21 protein-coding genes are annotated in these 25,597 nt (G+C 39.6%); 18 read left to right on the top strand and 3 right to left on the bottom strand.

The window, feature by feature from the left end:
- The first annotated feature begins 123 nt into the window (after positions 1-123).
- Together AC2TFD_RS25730 and AC2TFD_RS25725 are read left to right on the top strand one after the other, a co-directional pair.
- The gene (locus tag AC2TFD_RS25730; RefSeq protein ID WP_335568854.1) at positions 124-1,197 is read left to right on the top strand and encodes a glycosyltransferase family 4 protein; all 1,074 of its coding nucleotides are present in this window, start codon (positions 124-126) and stop codon (positions 1,195-1,197) included.
- 129 nt (positions 1,198-1,326) lie between these two features.
- Complete coding sequence (locus AC2TFD_RS25725) at positions 1,327-2,391, top strand: glycosyltransferase family 4 protein (RefSeq protein ID WP_335520652.1); 1,065 nt, start codon at positions 1,327-1,329, stop codon at positions 2,389-2,391.
- Positions 2,392-2,446: 55 nt separating this feature from the next.
- On the opposite strand, the gene AC2TFD_RS25720 is transcribed toward AC2TFD_RS25725, so the two are convergent.
- On the bottom strand, positions 2,447-3,082 hold the full coding sequence (locus AC2TFD_RS25720) for a YigZ family protein (protein WP_335520649.1): 636 nt from the start codon (positions 3,080-3,082) through the stop codon (positions 2,447-2,449).
- Between the two features lie 262 nt (positions 3,083-3,344).
- On the opposite strand from AC2TFD_RS25720, the gene AC2TFD_RS25715 reads away from it, so the two are divergent.
- From AC2TFD_RS25715 to AC2TFD_RS25690, 6 genes are all read left to right on the top strand, one after another.
- Complete coding sequence (locus AC2TFD_RS25715) at positions 3,345-4,490, top strand: sensor histidine kinase (RefSeq protein WP_335517289.1); 1,146 nt, start codon at positions 3,345-3,347, stop codon at positions 4,488-4,490.
- 35 nt (positions 4,491-4,525) lie between these two features.
- On the top strand, positions 4,526-5,209 hold the full coding sequence (locus AC2TFD_RS25710) for a response regulator (RefSeq protein WP_335517295.1): 684 nt from the start codon (positions 4,526-4,528) through the stop codon (positions 5,207-5,209).
- A 314-nt stretch (positions 5,210-5,523) separates the two neighbouring features.
- Entirely contained in the window at positions 5,524-6,363 is an 840-nt protein-coding gene (locus AC2TFD_RS25705) for a DegV family protein (protein WP_335568890.1), read from the top strand.
- 193 nt (positions 6,364-6,556) lie between these two features.
- Positions 6,557-7,525, top strand: coding sequence for an N-acetylmuramoyl-L-alanine amidase (locus AC2TFD_RS25700; RefSeq protein ID WP_335568855.1), 969 nt, complete (start codon positions 6,557-6,559; stop codon positions 7,523-7,525).
- 171 nt (positions 7,526-7,696) lie between these two features.
- Positions 7,697-9,178 carry an ATP-dependent helicase ComFA gene (locus AC2TFD_RS25695; RefSeq protein ID WP_484674190.1) on the top strand — a complete coding sequence of 494 codons (1,482 nt, stop codon included), beginning with the start codon at positions 7,697-7,699 and terminating at the stop codon, positions 9,176-9,178.
- Positions 9,175-9,882, top strand: a complete 708-nt coding sequence (locus tag AC2TFD_RS25690; protein WP_484674189.1) for a ComFC family protein — start codon at positions 9,175-9,177, stop codon at positions 9,880-9,882. Before AC2TFD_RS25695 ends, AC2TFD_RS25690 begins: the two co-directional genes overlap by 4 nt.
- Positions 9,883-9,893: 11 nt before the next feature.
- On the opposite strand, the gene AC2TFD_RS25685 is transcribed toward AC2TFD_RS25690, so the two are convergent.
- Entirely contained in the window at positions 9,894-10,397 is a 504-nt protein-coding gene (locus AC2TFD_RS25685) for a spore coat protein (protein WP_335510982.1), read from the bottom strand.
- Between the two features lie 250 nt (positions 10,398-10,647).
- Between AC2TFD_RS25685 and hpf the strand changes: the two genes are divergently transcribed.
- From hpf to AC2TFD_RS25665, 4 genes are all read left to right on the top strand, one after another.
- Positions 10,648-11,196 (top strand): ribosome hibernation-promoting factor, HPF/YfiA family, encoded by a 549-nt coding sequence (gene hpf, locus AC2TFD_RS25680; protein ID WP_335510980.1) that lies wholly within the window; start codon positions 10,648-10,650, stop codon positions 11,194-11,196.
- A 70-nt stretch (positions 11,197-11,266) separates the two neighbouring features.
- The gene (locus AC2TFD_RS25675) at positions 11,267-12,109 is read left to right on the top strand and encodes a DUF1028 domain-containing protein (RefSeq protein ID WP_484674188.1); all 843 of its coding nucleotides are present in this window, start codon (positions 11,267-11,269) and stop codon (positions 12,107-12,109) included.
- A 315-nt stretch (positions 12,110-12,424) separates the two neighbouring features.
- A complete protein-coding gene (locus AC2TFD_RS25670) occupies positions 12,425-12,826 on the top strand; it encodes a cbb3-type cytochrome c oxidase subunit I (protein ID WP_335510975.1) in 402 nt (133 codons plus the stop codon).
- Positions 12,827-12,992: 166 nt separating this feature from the next.
- A complete protein-coding gene (locus AC2TFD_RS25665) occupies positions 12,993-14,942 on the top strand; it encodes an SEC-C metal-binding domain-containing protein (protein WP_335568860.1) in 1,950 nt (649 codons plus the stop codon).
- Between the two features lie 470 nt (positions 14,943-15,412).
- Here AC2TFD_RS25665 and secA read toward each other — a convergent pair whose 3' ends face one another.
- Positions 15,413-17,926, bottom strand: a complete 2,514-nt coding sequence (secA, locus tag AC2TFD_RS25660; RefSeq protein WP_484674187.1) for a preprotein translocase subunit SecA — start codon at positions 17,924-17,926, stop codon at positions 15,413-15,415.
- A gap of 507 nt (positions 17,927-18,433) precedes the next feature.
- On the opposite strand from secA, the gene AC2TFD_RS25655 reads away from it, so the two are divergent.
- From AC2TFD_RS25655 to AC2TFD_RS25630, 6 genes are all read left to right on the top strand, one after another.
- Positions 18,434-19,813, top strand: a complete 1,380-nt coding sequence (locus AC2TFD_RS25655) for a NapC/NirT family cytochrome c (protein ID WP_335568863.1) — start codon at positions 18,434-18,436, stop codon at positions 19,811-19,813.
- A gap of 26 nt (positions 19,814-19,839) precedes the next feature.
- Positions 19,840-20,997 (top strand): cytochrome c3 family protein, encoded by a 1,158-nt coding sequence (locus AC2TFD_RS25650; RefSeq protein WP_335510967.1) that lies wholly within the window; start codon positions 19,840-19,842, stop codon positions 20,995-20,997.
- 138 nt (positions 20,998-21,135) lie between these two features.
- Positions 21,136-21,837, top strand: a complete 702-nt coding sequence (locus tag AC2TFD_RS25645) for a tetratricopeptide repeat protein (protein ID WP_335510965.1) — start codon at positions 21,136-21,138, stop codon at positions 21,835-21,837.
- 16 nt (positions 21,838-21,853) lie between these two features.
- The gene (locus AC2TFD_RS25640; RefSeq protein ID WP_484674186.1) at positions 21,854-22,822 is read left to right on the top strand and encodes a 6-bladed beta-propeller; all 969 of its coding nucleotides are present in this window, start codon (positions 21,854-21,856) and stop codon (positions 22,820-22,822) included.
- Positions 22,823-23,066: 244 nt separating this feature from the next.
- The gene (locus AC2TFD_RS25635) at positions 23,067-24,182 is read left to right on the top strand and encodes a cytochrome c3 family protein (protein ID WP_335568866.1); all 1,116 of its coding nucleotides are present in this window, start codon (positions 23,067-23,069) and stop codon (positions 24,180-24,182) included.
- A gap of 192 nt (positions 24,183-24,374) precedes the next feature.
- Positions 24,375-25,406, top strand: a complete 1,032-nt coding sequence (locus tag AC2TFD_RS25630) for a cytochrome c3 family protein (protein WP_484674185.1) — start codon at positions 24,375-24,377, stop codon at positions 25,404-25,406.
- Positions 25,407-25,597: the final 191 nt, after the last annotated feature.

Below are 25,597 nucleotides of genomic sequence, written 5' to 3'. Positions count from 1 at the left end.
ATAGCTTATCCTAGTTTATTTCTGTAAATTACTGTGCTATAATCCTTTAGGATATGTTTGTTAGATTAATAAGGTATGACTATCAAAATATAAAAATAGAGATACGTAAATCTTGGAGGGCATATGTTATATATAACTCTAGTTATCTGTTTTATTGCATCCATATTACTCACCCCACTGGTTAAGAAACTAGCATTTAAAATTGGAGCTACAGATAAACCAAATCAAAGAAAAGTTCATTCACGTATCATGCCTCGACTCGGAGGATTGGCTATATTTCTTAGCTTTATCATTGGAACGCTTATTAGTAAGCCCTCTACATTAATGTATGGGGAATTTCACTTATCAATCGTTATTGGCGCTACAATCATCATCTTAACAGGCATGGTGGATGATGTTAAGGAAATATCGCCTAAAGTCAAACTACTTGGTCAAATTGCTGCCGCCGCTGTTGTCGTGATTTATGGCGGTCTAAAGGTAGAATTTATCAATCTTCCTTTCGGTGGTATTATTGATTTTGGTTACTTAAGTATTCCAATTACAATGATTTGGATTATCGGCATTACCAATGCCATCAATCTCATTGATGGTTTAGATGGATTAGCTGGCGGTGTTTCTACCATTGGATTGTTTGCAATTGCAGGAATGTCCATGGTAATGGGGAACCAATATGTAACAATTATGGCGCTAATTGTAGCGGCAAGCACGATAGGTTTTCTTTTCTATAACTTTCACCCTGCAAAGATATTTATGGGAGATACGGGTGCCCTATTCTTAGGCTATATTATCGCAGTATTGTCATTATTAGGTTATAAAAACGTAACATTTATCTCATTAGTTATCCCTATTATCATTCTCGGTGTGCCAATTTCTGATACATTCTTTGCGATTATTCGTCGTTTAGTAAACAAACAGCCGTTGTCAGCACCAGACAAATCACACCTTCATCACTGCTTGTTGAAAATAGGGTTTACTCACCGGCAAACAGTCTTATTGATCTATGCAATGGCTGCTCTGTTTGGTTTGGCTGCGTTTGTTTTTTCACAATCGACCGTTTGGGGTTCCATTATCGTCATATTAACGCTTTTAATTACCATAGAGTTAGTTGTTGAGAGTATAGGGCTCGTTCGAGAGGACTATAAACCGCTATTAAAGTTTCTTAAAGGGCTCAAGCCTGTGAATTTAAAAAATAGATAATGATATATTCATAGAAAGGTCTAAAACAAAGTTTTAGGCTTTTTTTTTGGTATAATTTCCTGTTTTTACTACATATAGAGTGTTTTCGAAAATGCTTTTATGGACAAGATACTATCGAGGAGGGTCACTATGCTGTTTTTCACCTTGATAGTATGTTTTATTATTTCCATTCTTATTACTCCACTCATAAAAAAGTTAGCTGTCTATATAGGAGCAACTGACAAGCCAAATCAGCGTAAGGTCCATCAAGCGACGATGCCAAGGCTTGGCGGTTTATCCATTTTTATTAGCTTTATTGCTGGTATTTTCATTTTGCAGCCAATAAATCCAGCCTCAATAGCCATTATAATAGGCAGTTTAATCATTGTAATTACTGGAATTTGTGATGATATATTCGAATTATCGGCTAAGTACAAGCTTCTTGGCCAATTAGCAGCTGCTTTGACTGTTGTTTTTTTAGGCGACCTTCAGGTTATTTTCATTAATCTCCCCTTTGGAGGACATTTAGAATTCGGATACCTCAGTATTCCGTTTACAATTCTTTGGATCGTTGGGATTACCAACGCCATCAACTTAATTGACGGTTTGGATGGTCTTGCAGCAGGTGTGTCCTCGATAGCCTTAGTTACCATTTCAGGTATGGCACTCATTCAGGGCAACTTGTTTGTTGTTGCTGTGGGCACGATCGTCTTAATGGGCACGCTAGGTTTTCTTTTTTATAACTTCCATCCAGCAACTATATTCATGGGCGACACCGGAGCTTTGTTTTTGGGGTTTATTATTTCAGTACTCTCTTTGTTAGGATTTAAAAATGTAACTTTTATTTCTTTTATTATCCCTGTAATCATCCTTGGAGTTCCAATTTCAGATACCTTTTTTGCCATCATGCGAAGGATCATAAATAATCAGCCATTGTCAGCCCCAGATAAATCTCATTTACACCATTGTTTATTGAGGCTTGGCTATTCTCATCGCCAAACAGTTTTAATGATATATGCAATGTCGGCATTTTTTGGTGTGGTGGCTGTAATTTATTCTCATGCAAGAATTGGTGTCTCTATCCTTCTAATCGGAGCACTTGTCTTATTAATGGAGCTAATCGCTGAAAAGATCGGTTTGTTGGGGAATAACTTTCATCCATTACTAAAGATTTTGCGTATGTTTGGTATTACTACGGCAAAAAATCGATCATAAAGTGACGGACTCAAAATGACACTTGCTGTGGCAGTTGAGTCAGTCACTTTTTTTTTTATAGTTCAACCTCTAAATACGCTGTTTGCCCTTTTTCAATGCCAGCCTGGCCGTTTGTTAATTCGGTTATCCATTCATGAAACAAATTTACTTTGTCTTCATCTACATAAACGTCCAATTTAACAATGTCGAGATAATGAATTTCCTTCAGGATATAATCAGAATCCCGAAGTTCCTTTTCAACTTTCCCAAGCCAAGTATAATCAACTGTCACGTGAATCACTTGAACGAGCCTTCTCTCCACAATTCCAGCTGTACCCAGCCCTTCTGAGGTCGCCTTCCCATAGGCGCGGATAAGCCCGCCAGCACCTAATTTTATCCCTCCGAAGTAACGGGTAATCACGACGACAGTATCTTTAAGCTTCTTTTTTTTCAATACCTCAAGAATAGGAACGCCTGCAGTTCCGCTAGGCTCTCCGTCATCATTTGCTTTTTGAATTTGGTCATTTTCACCTATCATGTAAGCCGAGCAATTATGGGTCGCGTCCCAATATTTTTTCTTACAAATTTGGATAAATTCCTGAGCATCACTTTCAGTTTCTACTCTTTTGATATGAGAAATAAAACGTGACTTTTGAATGACAATTTCATGTTGACCAATTTCCTGCTTAACCGTAAAATACCTTGATAGCATAGTAATCTCCTCCCATCATATCTTTCGAATAATATAAAAAAAATATTGGTGTAATATAACTTTAACATTGAAGTCATTTTCCCGTGTTATAATAAATAATGGTTAAATAGTGTTAACTGTATTTTTTTAAAATAGTAGATTTGCTACAAAACATTATACTACTTATGCACTAAGAAGTTGGGAAAATTTTTAGTTTAATGCATAGAGATAGTAAAATATTACAATTAGCGTTAAACTAGAAAAAAGGTCTCTGGAGGAAAGCATGGCGAAAATTCAGAAGATTAATGTAAAATCGATTGATGAAATCCGTGAAGAGATGATTGAAACCGTCACCAGCAGTAAAAGCGATATATTTCAAATTAGTGAGCAATGTCGAAAAGACTATGAAAATATGACGGATGAACTAAAAACGATTAAAGACATGATGATCAAACTTATAGCGGAAGAGGAAAGACTTGAAGAACAGGTACTTAGGGCGAGACTAACGTTATCAGAGCTTAGTATGAATTTTAAAGCCTATTCTGAGGCTGAGGTCAGGGAGGCATATGAAAAAGCTCACCAGCTGCAAATGGACCTGTCGATAAATTGGCAATATAAACAGCAGCTGTTAGACAAACGAGCTGATCTTGAGCGCAGACTATTGGGATTGGATGAAACGATTGACCGGGCAGACCAGCTTATTTCCCAAATATCAGTAGTCATGAATTACCTGATGAGTGATTTAAAACTGATGGGTCAAGAATTGCAGAATGCAAAAGCAAAACAGGACTTTGGCTTGAAAATTATTGAAGCTCAGGAAGAAGAGAGGAAACGGCTTTCTAGAGAGATACATGACGGTCCAGCGCAAATGCTGGCAAATGTTATCATGCGATCGGATTTAGTGGACCGTGTTTATAAGGAACAAGGACCTGAGGAAGCTTTTAAAGAGATTGGAAGCTTTAAAAAGATGGTCCGTGCCGCACTTTATGAGGTCAGGAGAATTATTTATGACCTTCGCCCGATGGCGCTTGATGATTTAGGCCTAGTGCCTACCCTCAGAAAGTATTTACAAACCATCGAAGAATATCATAACAGTTCTAGTATTGATTTTATTCATATTGGATTAGAGAGCAGGCTTCCTACGAAGTATGAAGTTGCCTTATTCCGGTTGATACAAGAATCGGTACAAAATGCCTTAAAGCATGCCAATGCATGTGAAATAAAAGTAAGGCTGGAAATGACAAAGAAGGAAATTACCGTTCTAATTAAGGACAATGGCTCTGGTTTTGATATGAATCAAAAAAAGCCAGAGTCCTTTGGAATGATTGGGATGAGAGAACGAGTAGAGCTCTTAGATGGAAGTATCACATTTGAATCTAAAAAAGGAAAAGGAACAGCAGTCTTTATCGTGGTTCCGATACCGTCTTAAAAACATAAGCGAATAAATGGAGCAGGAGGGAAAAAATTATGACGAAGATTGCGATTATCGATGATCATCAACTTTTTAGAGAAGGGGTTAAACGAATCCTAGAATTTGAAAAGGCATTCCAAGTGGTTGCTGAGGGTGATGACGGAAGTGATGCAATAAACATCGTAAACGCCTATAATCCTGATGTAGTCATCATGGATATTAATATGCCTCAAGTGAACGGAATTGAAGCAACACGTGAGCTATCGGAAAAATTTCCAGATACAAAAATTATTATCTTATCCATCCATGATGATGAGAACTATGTTACTCATGCACTCCAAACAGGAGCAAGAGGATACTTATTAAAAGAGATGGATGCGGATGCACTGATTGAGGCCGTTCGTGTTGTCGCTGATGGAGGATGTTACTTGCATCCTAAGGTAACGCATAATTTAGTAAATGAATACCGCAAACTGACAGCTGGACGCACTGGCGGAGGTGCCTTTGTTCAAACCCTGGAACTGCGTCGTCCGCTTCATCTTCTAACACGACGTGAATGTGAAGTACTGCAAATGCTGGCAGATGGTAAAAGTAACCGTGGAATTGGGGAAGCTTTATTTATTAGTGAAAAAACGGTAAAGAATCATGTGAGCAACATTTTACAAAAAATGAATGTTAATGACCGTACTCAGGCAGTGGTATCAGCGATTAAGAATGGCTGGGTCGAAGTGAGATAAGTTATTTAAGAGGCATGCTCTATTACGGAGCGTGCCTTTTCACTTGAAAGATAAGAAAGTATAAGTTTTTAAACTTAGGTTACTGTCCAGCTCCAGCGCCCTAGCGGCTAGTGTCCTTCGGTCTCCGCGAGTAAAAATCCCTTCAGGATTTTTACCTACCTACGATAAGTCAACATCGAATCGCCTCCGGCTCTTCGTGTTTCCTTTATCTCAGTTGGAGCCCTCCAGGCCATACGCCGCTGACCAGGGCGCTTGCGCTTTTCTTAGTTTCATATAAAATAGTAACAAACATGACATTAAGGATGGAATTTATGATGAAAACGGCAGTTGTTACGGATAGTACCGCTTACATACCAAAAGAAATACGCGATAAATGGAATATACATATGATCCCTTTAAATGTTATCTTCGGAAACAAGGTGTATCGTGAGGAAGTTGATATTACAGCGGGTGAGTTTTTTCAACTAGTGAAGGAGAAGGAACTGCCAACCACTTCTCAGCCTCCAATCGGGCAGTTTGTAGAGCTGTTTGAAGTATTAGCTAAGGATTATGAAGCCGTCATCAGCGTCCATCTCTCAAGCGGAATTAGCGGTACCTATGCCGGTTCTGTCACAGCCAGTACGATGGTGGAGGGTTTGAAGGTATACCCATTCGATTCGGAGATTAGCTGCATGCCCCAGGGTTTCTACGCCATTGAGGCGGCAAAAATGGCTTTAAACGGGGAAGATGCCGAAACGATCATCTTACGCCTAGAGGAATTGAAGAAAACGGCTAAAGCCTACTTCATGGCAGATGACCTATCTCATCTACAGCGTGGCGGCCGCCTTTCAGGTGCTCAAGCGTTTATTGGTAGTTTACTTCAAGTAAAGCCACTTCTCCACTTTGAGAATAAAGTGATTGTCCCATTTGAAAAAATACGCACACGAAAAAAAGCGATGAAACGGATTGCTAACCTGCTAGGGGAAGACGCTGCAAGCGGCGCAAACTTTCAGGCCGCCATCATCCATGCAAACCGCAAGGACGAAGCCCAGGAATGGAAGTCAGAGCTAGAAGCACTGTATCCCAATGTTGAATTCTTCATCAGTTACTTTGGTCCAGTCATTGGAACCCACTTGGGAGAAGGTGCGATGGGACTCGGATGGATCAGAAGATAATGTATGAGATGGCCGGGCAGAAGCCCGGCTTATGTTGGCTTTAAGGGGTAGTTAATTCTCTTGAAAAGGTTATTGAAAAATTATAAATCTTTGATAAAGGTTAGGGTAATTAATAGGGAAATATCTAATTTTTGAAAATATCCGAACCAAATTTAATTTATTTTCATTAACTAGTTTTAGGGAGATGATATTAATGGTTAAAATTATGTTAGATCCTGGACATGACATAAACACGCCTGGAAAACGTGCTTTAGATAACAGTATGAGAGAATTTGAGTTTAATAAAGGTACTGCCCTCCATGTAGCCAATTTACTTTCGGATTATCATGATGTAGAGACATTCTTTACTCACGATTTAAATGATAGTATTGATACAAGCCTAACAGCACGTGCAAACTTAGCCAACCAGTTGCGAGTGGATTGTGTGGTGAGTATCCATGCAAATGCAGGAGCGAGCCCAGCGCGCGGAATTGAAACCTATATTCACACAAATGCAACTGCCAGAAACTATAATCTGGCAAGAATGGTTCACGATCATACCATAATCGCTACAGGCATGGTCAATCGCGGGGTGAAGCGTGCCGACTTTGCTATTTTACGTGAAACCAACATGGATGCTTTGCTCATCGAATGTGGATTTATGACCAATTCAGAGGATTTAAGACTGCTCAAGTCAGATGATTACCGAATAAAATGTGCGCAGGGGATCGTCAATGGATTGGTGCAATTTTACGGATTGAATAAAAAAGCAGCACCAGTAACATCACTATCACTATCACCATCTGTCGTTTATGAAGCACATATTGAAGATATCGGCTGGCAGGGAGTAAAAAGAGATGGTGAAACCGCAGGAACAACCGGACAATCACGAAGATTAGAAGCATTAACTGTTAGACTAGAAAACACTAATGCTCGATTGCAAATGCAAGGACATATCGAGGATTTAGGCTGGACGAACGAACGTTCCAATGGGGAAGTTTTAGGAACTATCGGTGTAGCGTTAAGACTTGAAGCCATCAAAATAAAAGCTGATGGATTAAACATTATGTATCGTGTACACATTGAAAACGTCGGATGGACCGATTGGAAGGAAAACGGTGAAGAAGCTGGAACCACAGGTCAAGCAAAGCGGATCGAAGCCATTGAAATAAAGTTAGGTTAATAATAATAAAGAAGCCCTTACTCGATTTGAGTTTGCGGCCTCTTTACTGCCAATAATTTTATTTTATTAATCATCGACAATAAACAGGTTTTTTGACAACACTTGTTGAATTCTTAACAGTAATGAAGGAGTGATACTTCAAAAAAACTAAATAAGAAGGGTGCTGTTTTCGTGCGTTTCCTTGTAAAGGAGAATTATTTATTCCCTCAAAAGAGTACTGACTCACTTCCCATCTCACAAATACCAACCATTCCACAACCACCATTAAACTTTAATTTCCCCTACAACTCTAAACTACAGCTGCTTCTTACAGGCAAACAACTCCTGCTCGATGACCTTCCATTCCCATTTGAAGAAATCCATAACCACTATGAAAATGGCTATATTACCTACCGAAAGGGAATTGAGTATTATAGGAATAAGCGTTTTTGCTCCCGCTGCGGCAATAAAGAAATACAGTGGTTTGCAGAGTTTCCATGTTCAAGGTGCGGGGAAATATGCCTTTATTGCCGTAAATGCCTGATGATGGGGAGAATCAGTGCATGTACACCATTAATAGGATGGAATGGGCCTGGTCCTCGGAACCATTTACCGGAAAAAAAACTGGAGTGGAAAGGACGGTTATCGGATGGGCAGCAGGCCGCATCTAATAAAGTACTTGAGGCAGTAAAGAGCAAGACTGAACTCCTAGTTTGGGCGGTTTGCGGAGCAGGAAAAACCGAGGTTCTGTTTGCCGGAATAGAAGCGGCTCTTGCTGCCCAAGAAAGAGTTTGCATTGCAACACCGCGCACAGATGTTGTCCTCGAACTAACCCCGAGATTAAAAGCAGCATTTCCAGGAATCACCGTTGCTTCCCTGTATGGGGGGAGCGAAGATCGCCATCTCTATGCTCCGCTTACCATTGCTACCACACATCAACTGCTCCGTTTTTACCACGCTTTCGATACCGTCATTTTGGACGAGGTTGACGCCTTTCCATATACAGTAGAGGAATCGCTCCAATATGGTGCTGTTCAAGCTAGAAAGTTAGATTCATCAATGATTTACCTGACAGCGACACCGAACGAAAAATGGCAGCAGGAGTGCCGTACAGATAAAAGAGCGTTCACTACAATCCCAGCTAGATTCCACCGTCATCCTCTTCCAGTACCTCACTTTACATGGTGTGGTAATTGGCAAAGACAATTAAAAAAAGATAAACTTCCTGCCAATGTGATGCAATGGGTAAAAAAACGCCTTGATAGTGGAAAGCAAGCGTTACTTTTTTTCCCGCATATCGGTTTAATGGAAAAAGCTCTCCCAATCCTTTGCCAATTAACGCCTGACATCGAGGCAGTCCATGCAGAGGATCCCCTTCGCAAAGAAAAGGTCCAAAAAATGCGAAACAAAACGATCCCATTATTACTGACAACCACCATTTTAGAACGAGGTGTGACCTTTCCCAATATTGATGTTGCTGTTATCGGTGCTGAGGACGATATCTTTACTGAAAGTGCCCTTGTCCAAATTGCCGGTCGGGCGGGAAGAAGCAAGGATTATCCTGATGGTGTGGTTACCTTCTTTCATTATGGAAAAACTGAACCTATGCTCAAGGCACGAAAACAAATCATTGCTATGAATATGGAAGGTGTCAAAAGGGGGCTTCTTGATTGACGAATACCCACTGTTTAATATGCCATGACATAATCCAGCCTTCAATCGGATGGATCTCTATTTTTTCAAAAGAAAAAGAACTACTAATCTGCTCGATATGTGAGGGGAAGTTGGAAAAGGTTGAAGGCGAAACATGCAGAATATGCAGCCGGCCATTTCAGTTTTTAGATGAAAGGTTTAAACATGACGACTTGTGTCATGATTGCAAGCGCTGGGAGGAGGATATTGACTGGAATGGGTATCTTACCTTCAATCACTCGATATTCACTTATAACGAATTTTTAAAGGAAATTATCGCAACATATAAATTCCGCGGAGACTATGTACTTTCTAGAATTTTTGCACCCTATTTAATAAATTATGTTAATAAAATAAATCCAGACCTTCTCGTTCCCATTCCATTAAGTGAGGAGCGGTTATACGAGCGGGGATTTAATCAGGCTGAGGCTCTGATTATCGAGTCAGGTTTAATCTCCAGCAGGCTCCTTACCAGGACACATGCAGAAAAACAATCTAAAAAGTCAAGATCGGAACGGATTCATATTCCCCAGGTTTTTAAGCTGGACCAGGACATGGATGTAAAAGGAAAGTCCATCCTGTTAATCGATGATATTTATACGACTGGTTCGACCCTTAGGCATGCTGCTAAATTAATTAAAGGTTCAGGAGCGCAAAGGGTACACTCCTTTACGCTTGCCCGGTAATTAACCTAATTCTATTTATATTTCATTTTTAAGGCTTTTTGAGCATTTTCAATATCATGCCCTAGTAAGCGTCCTAAATCGTAGGAAGGATAAAGCCCGTGTTTATGCATATAATTAAAAATACGTTCATGTCCTTTAATCGCTGCGGTGATTTGCTTGGTTAGAACATTTCTCAAAGCTGGTGTTGCGGTCTCCGTAATCGCAATACTTAAATTACGGACTAACGATTTAGAAAGACCGAGAAGGTCACCGGCATAAAACCCAACATCCTCGCGATAGTCATCGTCGTCATCCCTGCCTTGGTAGCCTGGGGCGGAAGGATAAAATTTAAGCAATTCAGTCAGGTTATGTTCTAATTCGTGAATGCATTTGTTGTAAATCTCTTTTAGCTCGGCATCAGGTACCTTTTTATATGACAGTTTTAATTTCATTAAGCCAACAGATTGAAAAGCAACGAGTTCATGCAATTCTAACGTTTCATGCCAAGCGAGAGTTCTTCTTTCATGCTGTTCCATTTTTAATTCCCCCAGTCACGTTTCATCCTCAGTACCTTATTCACAAGACTTAAAAGTGGTAAATTGTCCCTGGAAATAATAGACTAAATGTGTAAACACATTTCTGAATAGCCATTTAGTTAAATGGTTCTCACTATTTACCCGTTGTTTTTGTCAAAATTTCGACAAAATTTATATTAGGATTTAGCAGGAGAATGAAGGGGTAAAATAGAAATGTATTTACATAGGAATATAAAGGAGGAGTCCACAAATGAATTATAACGTTCGTGGTGAAAACATTGAGGTAACTCCAGCAATTAGAGATTACGTTGAAAAGAAGATTTCAAAATTAGAACGATATTTCACAGAAGCACCTGAAGCAACGGTACATGTGAATTTAAGATTCAATCAAGATAAAACTTCAAAAGTGGAGGTAACCATTCCTCTGCCAAACCTAGTCCTTCGTGCAGAAGAAACAAATGTAGATATGTATGCAGGGATTGACTTGATTTCAGACAAGCTGGAGCGTCAAATCCGCAAGCACAAAACAAAGGTTAATCGTAAATTCCGTGAAAAAGGTGATATCCCGATTACGTTTGCTATATCTGAAAACTCAGAAGTCCAAGAACAAGATGAAGATGATTTAGAACTTGTTCGTACGAAACGCTTCGATCTGAAGCCAATGGACAGTGAAGAAGCGATTCTTCAAATGAACCTATTAGGACACAGCTTCTACGTCTTCAACAACTCTGAGACAAACCGTACGAACGTCGTTTATAAGCGTAAAGATGGACGCTATGGCTTGATTGAAACACATTAATACGTATGAACGCAGTCCTGAGCAATCGGGGCTGCTTTTTAAATTACGATAAATTTAGGGGGATTATCATATGACCTTTTCCATCGTAGGCTATGACCCAATCGAAAAGGAATGGGGGATTGCCGTTCAATCAAAGTTTCTTGGGGTAGGTGCAGTGGTGCCTTGGGCAAAGGCAGGTGTTGGAGCTGTTGCAACCCAATCCTATGCGAATACATCCTATGGGCCAAAAGCACTGGAATTAATGGAACAGGGAAAGACTGCCCAAGAAACACTCGATATCCTGCTTGAGGAGGATCCGGATAAAGAAATGCGCCAGGTCGGTCTGATTGATTCCAATGGTTCACCTGCAACTTTCACAGGATATGCTTGCTACACTTGGGCTGGCGGGGTGACAGGCACCCATTTTGCTGCCCAAGGGAATATTTTAGTCGATGAAAAAACAGTTGAAGCAATGGCCCAGACGTATACAGAAACCAATGGTTCGCTCGCAGACAGACTTCTCACTGCGTTAGACCGAGGGCAAGAGGCTGGAGGCGATAGCAGGGGTAAGCAGTCTGCTGCACTCTATATCGTAAAGGAAAAGGGTGGCTATGGCGGTTTCAACGACCGCTATATAGATCTAAGAGTTGATGACCATCCAGACCCCATTAAAGAATTGATTCGAATTTATCATCTTCAACAGCTCTATTTTGCACCTTCAAAGGCTGAGAGAATTGCTGCGATTGAAGGAGAAATCAAAGAGGAGCTCATTCATCATTTAACCAGATTGTCGTATCTAAGCAGTACTTCACAAAGCAAAGAGGAAGTATTTAAAGCCCTAACAGCCTATATTCATACTGAAAACTTTGAAATGAGAGAACAGAGCTCTGGTTTTATCGACCTGGAGGTTCTCGAATTTATGAAGCAATCATAATTTCCCTCCTATATTACTAGGAGGTTTTTTTTGGTAAGGCTGTTTTTCGTATGATTGTTGTTAAAATCCTAAAGCCGATTTTAACGTGGAAATATGTATTTTGAGCTTTAGAATTTAGTTTGCAGGCTCTTTTCTTATTATATTTATTGATTTTTCTGCGGGAAATTTAGCACAATCATTAAAGTTTATTCGAAAAAGCAACAAGTTTAAGAAAAGAGCCTTCGGTAAAAATACTATTGCCATAATTGGAATATTGGTATTTAAATGTAATATAGTATAATAGTTACAGAAATGAGAAAAGGAGGTAGGTACAAAGTGGGAAAAGCGTATTTAAAGGTAGCAACAGTTTATTTTACAATTGGGGTTTTGGCAGGTCTGACCATGGGAATTATTCATGATTTCCGTTTTACATCCGTCCACGCCCATGTTAATTTGTTGGGCTGGGTAACGATGGCGTTGTTTGGAATTATTTATCACTTATATCCAAATGCAGCGAATTCAAAATTGGCAAAAACGCAGTTCTGGTTTCACAATATTGGGGTACCGGTTATGTTAGGCGGGATTGCACTGCAAATAATGGGTGTTTCCGCAGCCCTTGCACCGACTATCATCGGTTCAATCGTTGTGGTGTTAGGAGTCATTTTATTTATGGTGAATGTCTTTAAACATGTTGGGAATGATTCAAACATCAAATCTGATAAAAATGTATCGCTATAATATACTGTGCATACATGATTTCAATTGTGAAATCATGTATGCATTTTTTTTGACCATCTTTAAAAGTTGAAGTATATTTCCTATCAAGCTGGCAAAAATGGTACTATTTTAATTGGAATAATAATAGATACCTAAAGATAGTAGAGGGATTAAGGGGCGAGTAATGATGAAAGAGAGTATAGGCCGGAATGAACCTTGTCCATGCGGGAGCGGAAAAAAGTATAAAAAATGCTGTGGTGCGAGGGAGGCTGTATCAATTACCCATGTGCTTGAAGGTGAGATTGACGATTTACAAAAGCGTCTCCTTCACTTTGCACTTGATCATTATGAAGAGGAAATACTCAAGGGATTTGATGAATATCATGAATACTTTGACATAGAAGAGGAAGAGCGTCAGTTTTTCGAATTTGTCTATACGATTTGGTATTCGCTGTTTTATAAATTGGAAAATGGGGAAACCATTTTAGAAAACTTCATACCCTTAGAGGCTCGAAAACTTAAACGGCCAAAATTGAAACAAATCTTGCAATCTTGGACAAATGCGAGGGCAATTGCGGGTGAAATTACCCATGTTGAAAACAATATTCTAACTGTTACTGATGGTCTTTCATCGGAAGAATTTATGGCCATGGTAACAAATTTACAACAACCATTTGAAAAGGGAACATTTTTTATTGGATTTCTCCTTCCGTTTGAACAAATGTATGTCTTTTTCCCAGCGCCATTTGATTTGCATGATTTACCGCTTCATCAAGCGATTGATTTTATTAAACAAAAAAGTGATATGGCAGGCTACGGTTCACCGCAGGAGTTTTTCACCGATTTCTTTATGGAAATCATGAAGGACCTTCCGGGGATTGGCGGGATGATAGATGTAGATGGCATGGAGTGGCAGTCACCGGTTTATCAGGAAGTGGCGGAAATTTTAAAGCAGAAGCTTGAGTCGTTAGGTGAAATACCGCCAATTGTGGATTTAGGGGTCATTCTCTGGTTCCAATACTGTGAGAAAACGCAAAAGAGGATAAAAAATCCGAATCTCTATGCAGCATCTCTGCATTATTTAATCTCAACGTTTAACCATTTGAAATCACCTCTAACTCAAAAGGAACTGTCCAAGATGTATGGGGTACCTGTGGGCTCCCTTTCGTCTACCTATAGACAAATGGATGACGAATTGGAAGAGGAGATAAGAAGTATTATTGAGATTTCAATGGAAGAGTCGACTGAGCTTGATTCTACTAGGCCGCTTAATTTAGTTCAAGGGCCAATGCCTACAGAACAAATCATGCAGGAAGTATTGGAGGAGATCCAAGGTCACAATTTTGAGACCATGGAAGAAATAAATGAATTTTTGAATAAGAAGCTTGCTGCTCCTGCCCCTAAAAAGGCACCAAAAACGAATAAAGGGCGTGCCCAGCAACTGGTTTATGACGCCATGGAAGCACGTGGACACCAGCGAAGTGATCTTGCGCGGCAGGCTCTTAAGCTAGATCCCAAGTGCGTTGATGCCTATGTTATATTAGCTGAAGCCGCAGATTCTGATGAGGAAGCAATGATATATGCAAAAAAAGGCATGGAAATTGGGGAAAAGGAACTCGGGAAAGCCTTTTTCAAAGAGAACAAAGGTCATTTCTGGGGCTTACTCGAAACAAGACCATATATGCGTGCGAAGGCATCGTATGCAAATGCCGTTCATCAATTAGGACAAACTATGGTTGCGATACGTGAATACGAGCAGCTTCTAGAATTAAACCCAAATGATAACCAAGGTATCCGATATATCCTGTTTGGCGCTTACCTTGAAGAAGGATTATTGGAAAGTGCAGAACGGTTGTTGAAGCAGTATGAGGAGTCGACTGCACATGGTTTATATAACAAGCTTTTGCTTGAATTATATAAAAATGGTTTTTCTGCAAATGCTGCTAAATTACTGAAAGAGGCTAAAAAAGTTAACCCACATGTTATTCCATTCTTATCGGGTAAAAAGAAAATCCCTATGTTCCTTCCAAGTGGATATCAATTAGGGGACGAGAGCGAGGCTATTATGTATGTAGACGATCATTTTCAATTATGGAAAAAGATCGAGGGGCTGCAGAAATGGCTGAAGAAACAGTGAAATTGAGAGGGGAACCTCTCTTTTTTTTATGGGCGAATGCGTAAGCTAAAATTTTGAGGAGCTGGAGTGCCCGGTAGCTGATTTTATATCCTGGATTACCGCTAAGCGTCATTTTCGCAGTTGAAGGGAATCAAAGCCCATCTTTGATTCCCGCTAAGCGTCATTTTCGCAGTTGAAGGGAATCAAAGCCCATCTTTGATTACCGTTAAGCCCCATTTTCGCAGTTGAAGGGAATCAAAACCCATCTTTGATTACCGCTAAGCGTCATTTTCGCAGTTGAAGGGAATCAAAACCCGTCTTTGATTACCGCCAAGCCCCATTTTCGCAGTTGAAGGGAATCAAAACCCATCTTTGATTACCTCTAAGCAGCAGAATCTCCAATTAAGGGAATCAAGTCCTCCACTAGTTATCTTAATAGCCTACAATTAGTAAAATAAAAAGGACTGACATTTTGCCAGCCCTTTACCTGCCTATTTCCCTGCCCCGTGGCAGTTCTTATATTTCTTCCCGCTGCCACAATAACATGGATCGTTGCGGCCGATGTTGATTTGGTTTACTTTTGGTTTTTTCTTAACTGCTTCTCCGTCTTCCTTCGGATTGACAGCCTGCCCTTTAGCGACTTCTTGACGCTCAAGGTTGTTGCGGATTTCTGCCTTCATGATATACATAGAAGCTTCTTCCTCGATGGATAAAACCATTGCCTCAAACATTGCGAAGCCTTCATGCTGGTATTCGCGAAGCGGGTCAATTTGTCCGTACGCGCGAAGGTGAATACCTTGGCGAAGCTGATCCATTTGGTCAATATGGTCAATCCACTTACTATCCACAGCACGAAGTGTAACCACTTTTTCAAATTCACGCATTTGTTCATCAGAAAGGATTTGTTCCTTTTCATCGTAACGTTCCTTCACCTTAGCAAAAATCGCCTCTGTCACTTCCTCTGGATCTTTACCGCGTAATTGCTCAATGGTAATGTCACCTTCATGCAGCAGGTTAGCATTTACGAAGTCAATAATGCCCTGCAGGTTCCATTCTTCCTCATCCTCATGCTTATTTGCATGTGCTTCAACGTTACGCTGAATGGTAGAAAGAATCATTTTTTCAATAATTTCACGCAGGTTTTCTGATTCTAACACTTCATCACGCTGGGTGTAGATAATTTCACGCTGCTGACGAAGAACATCGTCATATTGTAAAAGCTGCTTACGAGCATCAAAGTTGTTGCCCTCTACACGTTTTTGCGCAGATTCAACGGCTTTAGAAACCATTTTACTTTGAATTGGCTGCGTATCGTCCATTCCAAGTCGTTCCATCATCGCTTTCATGTTGTCAGAACCGAATCGACGCATCAATTCATCTTCCATCGATAAATAGAACTGGGTTACCCCAGGGTCTCCTTGACGTCCAGAACGTCCACGAAGCTGGTTATCAATTCGTCGGCTTTCATGACGCTCAGTACCGAGAACGGCAAGACCGCCTAATTCAACAACGCCTTCACCAAGTTTAATATCCGTACCACGGCCGGCCATGTTTGTAGCAATCGTGACAGAGCCTTTATGACCTGCTTCCGCAATAATTTCTGCTTCGCGCTCATGGTTTTTCGCGTTCAAAACATTGTGTTTAATTCCCTTTTTTAATAAATATCTAGAAATTAATTCGGATGTTTCAATGGCTACTGTACCAACAAGGACAGGCTGGCCCTTTTGATTACGCTCGGCAATATCCTCAACGACAGCACGGAATTTGCCATCCATAGAAGCATAAATTAAATCCGGGCGGTCATCACGTGCGATTGGTCTATTCGTTGGAATCACGATAACGTTCATATTATAAATGTTACGGAATTCTTCTTCTTCCGTTTTCGCTGTACCTGTCATACCCGCAAGCTTTTCATACATACGGAAGTAGTTTTGGAAGGTGATTGTTGCCATGGTCATGCTTTCGTTCTGAACTTCCAAGCCTTCCTTTGCCTCAATCGCCTGATGCAAACCTTCGCTATAACGGCGGCCCTTCATCAAACGGCCAGTAAACTGGTCAACAATAATGATTTCACCATCTTGGACAACATAATCCACATCAAGGTGCATACTGACATTTGCTTTTAATGCCTGGTTAATATGATGGTTTAAGGTTACATGGGAAATATCAAAAAGATTTTCGATCCCAAATGCACGCTCTGCTTTGCTGATTCCTTCATCAGTCAGCATTACGCCTTTTGTTTTTTCATCATACGTAAAATCAGTATCCCTAGTAAGTGTTCGTACAAAAGCGTTAGCCTGAATATAAAGAATAGCTGACTTTTGGGCAGAACCAGAAATAATCAATGGTGTACGTGCTTCATCAATTAAAATCGAGTCAACCTCGTCAATAACCGCATAATAAAGCGGCTTCTGTACTTTTTGCTCTTTATAAAGGACCATGTTATCACGCAAATAATCAAAGCCAAATTCATTGTTAGTTCCATATGTAATGTCACAGGCATATGCTTCTTGCTTTTCTTCCTTTGACATACTGTTTAAGTTCAAACCAACTGTTAAACCTAAGAATTGGTATAACTGACCCATTTCGTTTGCGTCACGGCTTGCCAGATATTCATTGACAGTAATAACGTGTACTCCTTTACCTGAAAGGGCATTTAAATAAACAGGCATGGTAGCGGTTAAGGTTTTACCTTCACCCGTCTTCATTTCCGAAATATTCCCCTCATGAAGAGAAATACCCCCCATTAGCTGAACATGATACGGATATAAACCAAGCACCCGCTTAGCTCCCTCACGAACAACCGCGAAGGCTTCAATTAATAGGTCATCCAGTGTTTCACCTTTTTGATAGCGAAGCTTAAACTCTTCCGTTTTTTCTCGGAGCTGATCGTCACTAAGTTTTTCAGTATCTGCTGCCAGTGCGTCAATTTGCTTTGCCAGTTTGTCCAGCCGCTTCAGCTCACGCTTATTTAGGTCGAACACTTTATTTAAAATCCCCATCATATGATGAAACGCTCCTTTATATCTGAATTTAACCTTCTAAAAATATGCTCATTTTCATCCGAAATTTTCGATAATTACCCTTTTTATCTTACCACTTCCGATTTAGAGTGACAACATTGTTACCGTTATAGCCACATTTACAAAAAAATGATCTTCGGACCTATTATTAGCTAAAAATCCAAGCATTTCAAAATTGTCTAACTTTTGTATGCAACCAAACCAGTATTTAGTCTATTTTATCTGCAACTATTTTTAGTTTTTAGTCAATTCTTTGTATAAAAATACATAAAGTTACAGGTTTACAACTTGGCTATATTGTTAACTTAACCCTTTATTTATCAGTGTTTACATGTTGTTTTTAGGAGAAAGGTCATGTGACTTACCTATGAGAAATTATTCACAAATTGTACATTGGAAAATACTTTTACAATGTTAGATACTACCATTAGAGAGGTTAACTTAGAAATTATATAGAGAGAAAAATAAGAAATGGGAAGGGTGAGTAGAGTGGCCTTTTGGGGGAAGAAAAATAAAGAAAAACCTGAAACGAGTGAAAATAAAAAGAAAACGGGCCCTATACGCAGACTTATGTCTAAAGTCAAAAACATAAATTGGAAGGATCCAGTTAATCGATGGAAATTATTATTTGCATCGATTGTTGCATTTATCGTCATTTTTGGCGGGGGATATGGTGTCATATCTTTCACAAATTCGCCATCATTCTGTGCCAGCTGTCATGAAATGGCACCAGAGTATACAACATTTACAGCAAGTTCACATAGTGAGATCTCCTGTGTACAGTGTCATATAAAACCTGGATTCGTCAACATGATGACACATAAGGTAATTTCATTAAAGGAAGTTTATCATCACGTAATGGGCATACCTGAACAGATTGTTCAAACCGAGCATGAGGCTGTGTCAGATGAAAACTGTCTGCAATGTCACTCGAAAAATCGACTTGTTTCAGCTTCCGGTGACTTAATCGTTAACCACAAAGGACATATTGAAGAAGGTGTCCCTTGTATCAGCTGTCATGCCGGAATTGCACACGCGAAAATAGCGGCCCGCGGTATCAACACTGAGGAAGTCCGCGGTCACTGGACAGAAGAAGTTGCACAGCAAATGATGGAAAAGAAATACTTGGCTCCAAATATGGGAACGTGTATTGACTGTCACGATAAAGTGAATAACGGTGAAAAGCCATGGACAGATGTCGCATATCTTGTACCACCTAATCCAGAACACCTTGAAGAAGCAGCAAAGAAAACTTCAAACGCAGTAAAACATGAGGCAGCTACCGAAGAAGAAGCGAAAGAAGCCGTTGCACAGCATGACGAAAAAACACAAAAACTAATACTAGAAGCACTTGGAAAACAGCAGAAGGACGTTAAGCTTTCAATGGCATGTGAAACTTGTCATGAACAAGTGAACATTCCGGAAGACCACAAAGTTGCGGATTGGAATAATAATCACGGAGGAACTGCTCTTAATCAACTTGATCAATGTGTGGATTGTCACCAGGATTCTAAGTGGTTTAGAGATATTCCGGAAGAAGATCTTATCTCTCTTTTAAAAATGGCTGAAGTAGAGGAAGAAGATAAAGATCATAAATATAAACCGAACATTACTATTGTCAGAGAGCAGTCAAGAATCAATAAATTCTGTAGTGCCTGTCACTCTGAACGTCCAGCAAGTCACGGTGAAAGTGATCAATACTTAACATCACATGCCAGTAAAGCTACCACGGCAGATCTAAAGGCAGAATGTTTTGTCTGCCATGATCGTGAAGAGCCAAAAGCAGATTCACAGGATGTAAAAGCACCAACAGATGTTTACTGTCAATATTGCCATAGAACTGGCTTTAAAGATGATGTGAAAAACTAAGAAAAATACTCTGGAGGGACGCTTTTATGGATGAAGAACAAAAACAGCTGTCGAACCCTCCCCGTTCTCGCTTAAGATTATATAAATTTATGACACTAACTGTGTTGTTTCTAGCCCTTTTCTTCTCCCTCGGGGTGTTCGGGCTAGAGGCAACTTCAAGCTCTAAGTTCTGCGCCTCATGTCATGAGATGCAACCTGAATACTTTACGTGGAAGGCTTCTTCGCATAGTGAAGTGGATTGTGTTAATTGTCATATCGAACCAGGGATTAAGCAGACAGCTAAGGATAAAATTGGGTTAATCACTAAGGCCGTAAATAAAAGTGATGAACAAAATGTAGCACCAATACGAATGCCTGACGAGATTCCAGATAGTACATGTGAAAGCTGTCACAATGTGTTGCAGAGAGAATTTACAGTTTCTGGAGATATCATCATCCCACATGATAAGCATAAAGAAGAAGACGTTACATGTATTCAATGTCATAGCGGAGTCGCCCACGGTGAAATTGCCGATAGAGAAATGACCTTTAAGACAGATTATGATAAATGGGATAGTGATTTAGGAGTTGCGGCAATGGCTGATTTGAAATGGACACGCCCAACAATGGATACATGTATGGATTGTCATGAATCTAGACAAGTCACAACTGAATGCAGTGCCTGTCATACTACCGGTATGATTCCAAAGAGCCATGAAGAAACAAATTTTAAAACCAAAACACACGGAAAACAGGCAAAGGAAGAATTGAAGGATTGTAATTCCTGTCATCGATATATGTCCTCTGTAGACCTTGAAGGTTATGAAGGTGCTTCAGTTCTGGACAAATATATACAGACTGACAGCGGAAAATCTCCTAAAACAGAAAGAACGTATGCAAAAGAAAACACTTATTGTCAGGATTGCCACAAAATTCGACCAGAGAGTCATGCAGATTCGTTCTTTGGTAACCACGGCTCCAAAGCAAGCAATAACGAAGAAAACTGCTATACATGCCATGAGCCAAATCGATCAAACACATCAAGCAGTAATACAGTGAATTGTTCATCCTGTCATCAGATGAAGCATTTAAATAAGTGGCGTGATAATCATCCTGTTGCAGTGGGAAATGTTAATAATCCGCAAGAAAGCTGTTATACCTGCCATGTCAAAAAGACGTGCAGTTCCTGTCACAAAAAAGAATAAGCTGGGCCCAAGTCAGCTTGGGCTTTCCGATATTTTTATAACAGTGCAATTTGAGTTTTAGCTTTTGTAGGTTTCAATCTTCAAAACGGATTGATAATATCCAACAGAAAATAATGATGAAGTATGAGGAGGATTCTTATGGAGGCCCATGAACTCCCAATAAAAGAAAATCCGGAAACAAACAAGGATACGGTGATTAAGAAAAAAAATGACCGCTTCACTAAATTACAGGGAATATCCTTAATTATTGCGACACTTCTTATCAGCTTGGTTGGCGGCTATATGATCAGCGACAAATTTATTTGGAGTAAGCAGAATCAGGATCGAATTGTACAGCAAGTAAACTATTATGAAGGTTTGGTTAGCAAAGAACCAAATAAACCAGAGCATCGTGTAAATCTTGGCTATTCCTATCATTTAAATGGTGAGAATGAAGAAGCTATTAAACAGTTACAAATGGCTATCGACTTAGATAAAAAGAATGTTTCGGCGTATTTTAATCTTGGGCTGGTCTATAACGATGAAGAACGCTATGATGATGCACTTAAGCAATCTAATAAGGCAGTTGAGTTAGCTCCAAGAGATTATAAAGGTCATTTATTAGAGGGTATGATTTATCGTAAACTCAAAATGTATGAGAAAGCATTAGCTTCTCTTCAGGAAGCAGATAAATTAATGCCTGTTAATAATGATATTATTTTCGAGATTGGCAGAGTAGCAGAGGATCAAGGTAATGTACAAGATGCTGAGGAACTGTACAAAAAGGCATTAAGCTATGACCCTCTTTATAAGCCTGCTTCTGAAGCATTAACTAGAATAGCAGGAAAAGACAGCAAATAAAAGGAGATGACTAGAATTGAAAAAGTCAACAACGTATATATGGATGAGTGCCATGGTTGTACTTTCTATAGCCCTATTCTCAGCCATCACCTTTATGGATTTGGGGCCAACGCTAAAGCCAATTGTGGCAGCAGCGAACCCTACTGATGGGGGAGAACCAGAATTTAGACAGTCTTTTTATGGCAGCTTTGAAGCGCCTTTAGACAAGCCAATGGATGTTGCGAAAATTGGAGAATTTATTTACGTTTCGGATACCAAAAATACTCAAGTGCAGGTTTTTGACCAGTCCGGTAATAATGTAAATGCATTCGGTAAAAAAGGTACGGAAAAAGGACAATTCCAATTCCCATACGGAATTGCCGGTGATAAAGATGAACAAGTTTATGTAGCTGATTTATATAATGGGAACATTTCCATTTTTACCTCTAAAGGGGAATTTATTAAATTCTTCCCAGACAACGATAAATTGATTCAATCACCTGGTGGATTACGTATCTACGACGAAAAGCTTTATGTCACGGATATTAAATCAAACAAGTTGTTCATTTTTGATTTACAAGGTAAAAAGCTAATGGAAATCGGCGGTGCCGGTCAGGATGAAGGGAAGTTCATCGCCCCTAATGCCGTTGCAGTCGACCAAGATAACCAAATTTATGTCACAGATTCAGGAAATAATAGAGTTCAAGTTTTTGATAAAGACGGAAAATTTATTAGAATTATCAATGGATCAGAAGATGGTAAAGGTACTGCGCTCTTCGTAAATCCCCGCGGAGTAGCTGTTGATTCAAAAGGAACCGTTTATGTAGTCAGTAATTTATCACATAACATCTATGCCTTTGACCAAGATGGAAAAAAAGTAAGGGAATTAGGTGGAATGGGGACAGACAATGGCCAGCTATATCTGCCAAACGGACTATTCATTGATGAATTTGGTGCCATATATGTAACAGATACCATCAATCAAAGAATTTCAGTGTTTTACTAAAGTAATGTCCTTTAATAAAGTAATTCACACAGAAATCTAGCAATAATGTTCACGAGACCTTAAAAAACCTCCCTTTTTTATTCTACGTGATTTCTATATTTCTAGATAAAGATCCCTTCCTTTCGGTATATGGGAAATAGTGATCTCCTTAAAGGTGGTGATGCGAGGAAAAAGAGCTAACGTTTTAGAAGTCAAACATACTAGAGAGAAAAAAAGAGAGAAAGAAATTGGGAGGTTTTTAGAGATGAGCAAGGTGAAATTAGGATTTACAGCATTATTTACGCTTATTTTATTAAGCATGTTCGCCGCATTTGCTTCTGCAGAAGGAACGTTTGTTCCAACGCCTGGCAACCCAGCACCAGACATCCATGTTGGAACCATCGATAACAATGGTGAAGTAAACCAACACAGAACACATGGTAATTTCCAAAATAACACTAACTCTTGTGCAAACTGCCACAGCACGCACAATGGGGACAGTGCAACACTATTGAAGTTCGAAGAAACTGAAGCTGATCTTTGCTTGACATGTCATGATGGTACTTTAGGCTTCTATAACGTAAAAGGACAAGGTGCAGGTGCAGGTACTTTCAACACTACTCATGAAAGTTCCTCTATGCACAATGTAGGTACTGTTGCAATTGGAGCAGCTCCTGGTGCTCTTGATCAAAAAGCTAATGAAGAGCAATTACAATGTTCTAGCTGTCACAATCCACACGGATCTACTAATGACCGTTTATTAAAACAAACTGTTGCTGGTGTAACGTATTCTACAACACCAATTAAACTTGCTTTAACTGAAGACCCAGAATTTGCAGCGATCAACAGCAGCTCTACAAACTCTGGATTAAAGATTACAAAATCAGTTGGTCCTAAAGAATCTGCAGATAAAGTTAACTATGCTAACTTCTGTTCTACTTGTCATGATACTTATGACACTGGCAGCGGAAAGCAAACAGCTCTTGGTCACTACTCACATACTACAAACAGCTCTTCAGCTGGACGTAACTGTGCAAGCTGTCACTATGCTCACGGAACAGATATTACACTTCTAAAAGACGCTGCTGGTAAAACACTTGCAGATTATACTAAGCCAGTTGCAGATGGCGGTATGGGCTGGACAGATGCTGTTGCGAAGGAATACATGAAAGATGTAAGTGCTGGTGGTTCAAACAATAAAAAGTACACTAACATGTCTGTTTGTTGGACTTGTCATACATCAAGTCACCCGCTTGACACTCCAATGCCTGCACAAGTAGGAGATCCAAACGCTGGTACTGGTGAATTATGGAACTACGTATGGAGCACAAGATACAACAAGATGATTCCTACATTCAATGAAAAAGCTAATATTCGATAAAAAAAAAGCCAACAAATAGCCCCACTATTTGTTAGCTCAATAAAAGTTCAAATGGAACAGGGTAGTAAATTGATCTTTACTACCTTGTTTTCTATCAATATTATTACAATTTGTAAAAAATTAAAACTGATAAGTTTTATGTAAAAAAGAGAGAGAAAGAGAGAGAGAGAGAAATTTGGGAGGTTTTTAAGAATGAGCAAGATTAAATTAGGCTTAACTGCTTTATTTACGTTGTTGTTGTTTAGCATGTTTGCTGCAATGGCTTCTGCTGAAGAACCGTTTGTTCCTTCACCAAACAACCCAGCCCCTGGGATTAACGTTGGTACTATTGATAACAATGGAAATGTAGCATCTCACAGAACGCACGGAAATTTTCAAAACAACACAAACTCTTGTGGGAACTGTCACAGCACCCACAATGGGGATAGCGCAACACTATTAAAATTTGAAGAAACTGAATCAGACTTGTGTTTAACTTGCCACGATGGCACATTAGGCTTCTATAACGTAGAAAAGAATTCTGGCGCTGGTGTATTCAATAGCAGCCATGATAGTTCTTCTATGCACAATGTAGGTACGGTTGCAGTGGCTTCTGCACCCGGTGCACTAAATCCAACTGATGAAGAACTACAATGTTCCAGCTGTCACAATCCACACGGATCGGTAAACGATCGTTTATTAAAAACAACTGTTAACGGTAAAACTTATTCTACAAAAGCAATTGATCTTGAACTAGTTGAAGATCCTGCTTTTGCAGAATTCAATGCTAGTACTGGCCCAACTGGTTTAAAAATCTATCAATCTAAAGGTCCTGTATTTGTAAACCAAGATTTACCTGATGTTCCACAACGTGTTTATTCAAACTTCTGTTCTACGTGTCACGAAGATTACTTAAAGTCAAGCGGTTCGGAACGTGTTGATGGCCACTATTCTCATACAACTAACAGCTATAAAGCTGGACGAAACTGTGCAAGCTGTCACTACGCACACGGTACTGACATTACATTATTAAAAGATACAGCTGGTAAAACAGTTGCTGACTATGTAAAGTCTGGCTGGACTCAAGAAAAAGCTGCAGAATATATGAAAGATGTCAGCGCTGGAGGCTCTGCTATCAAAAAATATACGAACATGACCGTATGTTGGGCATGTCACCAAACTACCTATAAACTTGACACACCTCCTGTAGCAGGCGGAAACTACTCAGGTAAACCAACAAGATAAAAAGGCTAACAAATAGCTCTGCTATTATTAACCTCAAATTTGGTTTTACAAATTAGTTAGTAAACAAGGTAGTAATAGAAATTATTACTGCCTTGTTTTATTAGTACAGCCTGTTGCCAAATTGTCAAAAAGAATACCTTAACGATGATAATTAATGTTAAATCAGTTGATATAATAAAAGAAAAAAGCGC

Source organism: Neobacillus sp. plas4, assembly GCF_057221695.1.
This window is presented reverse-complemented; position numbering and strand designations above follow the sequence as displayed.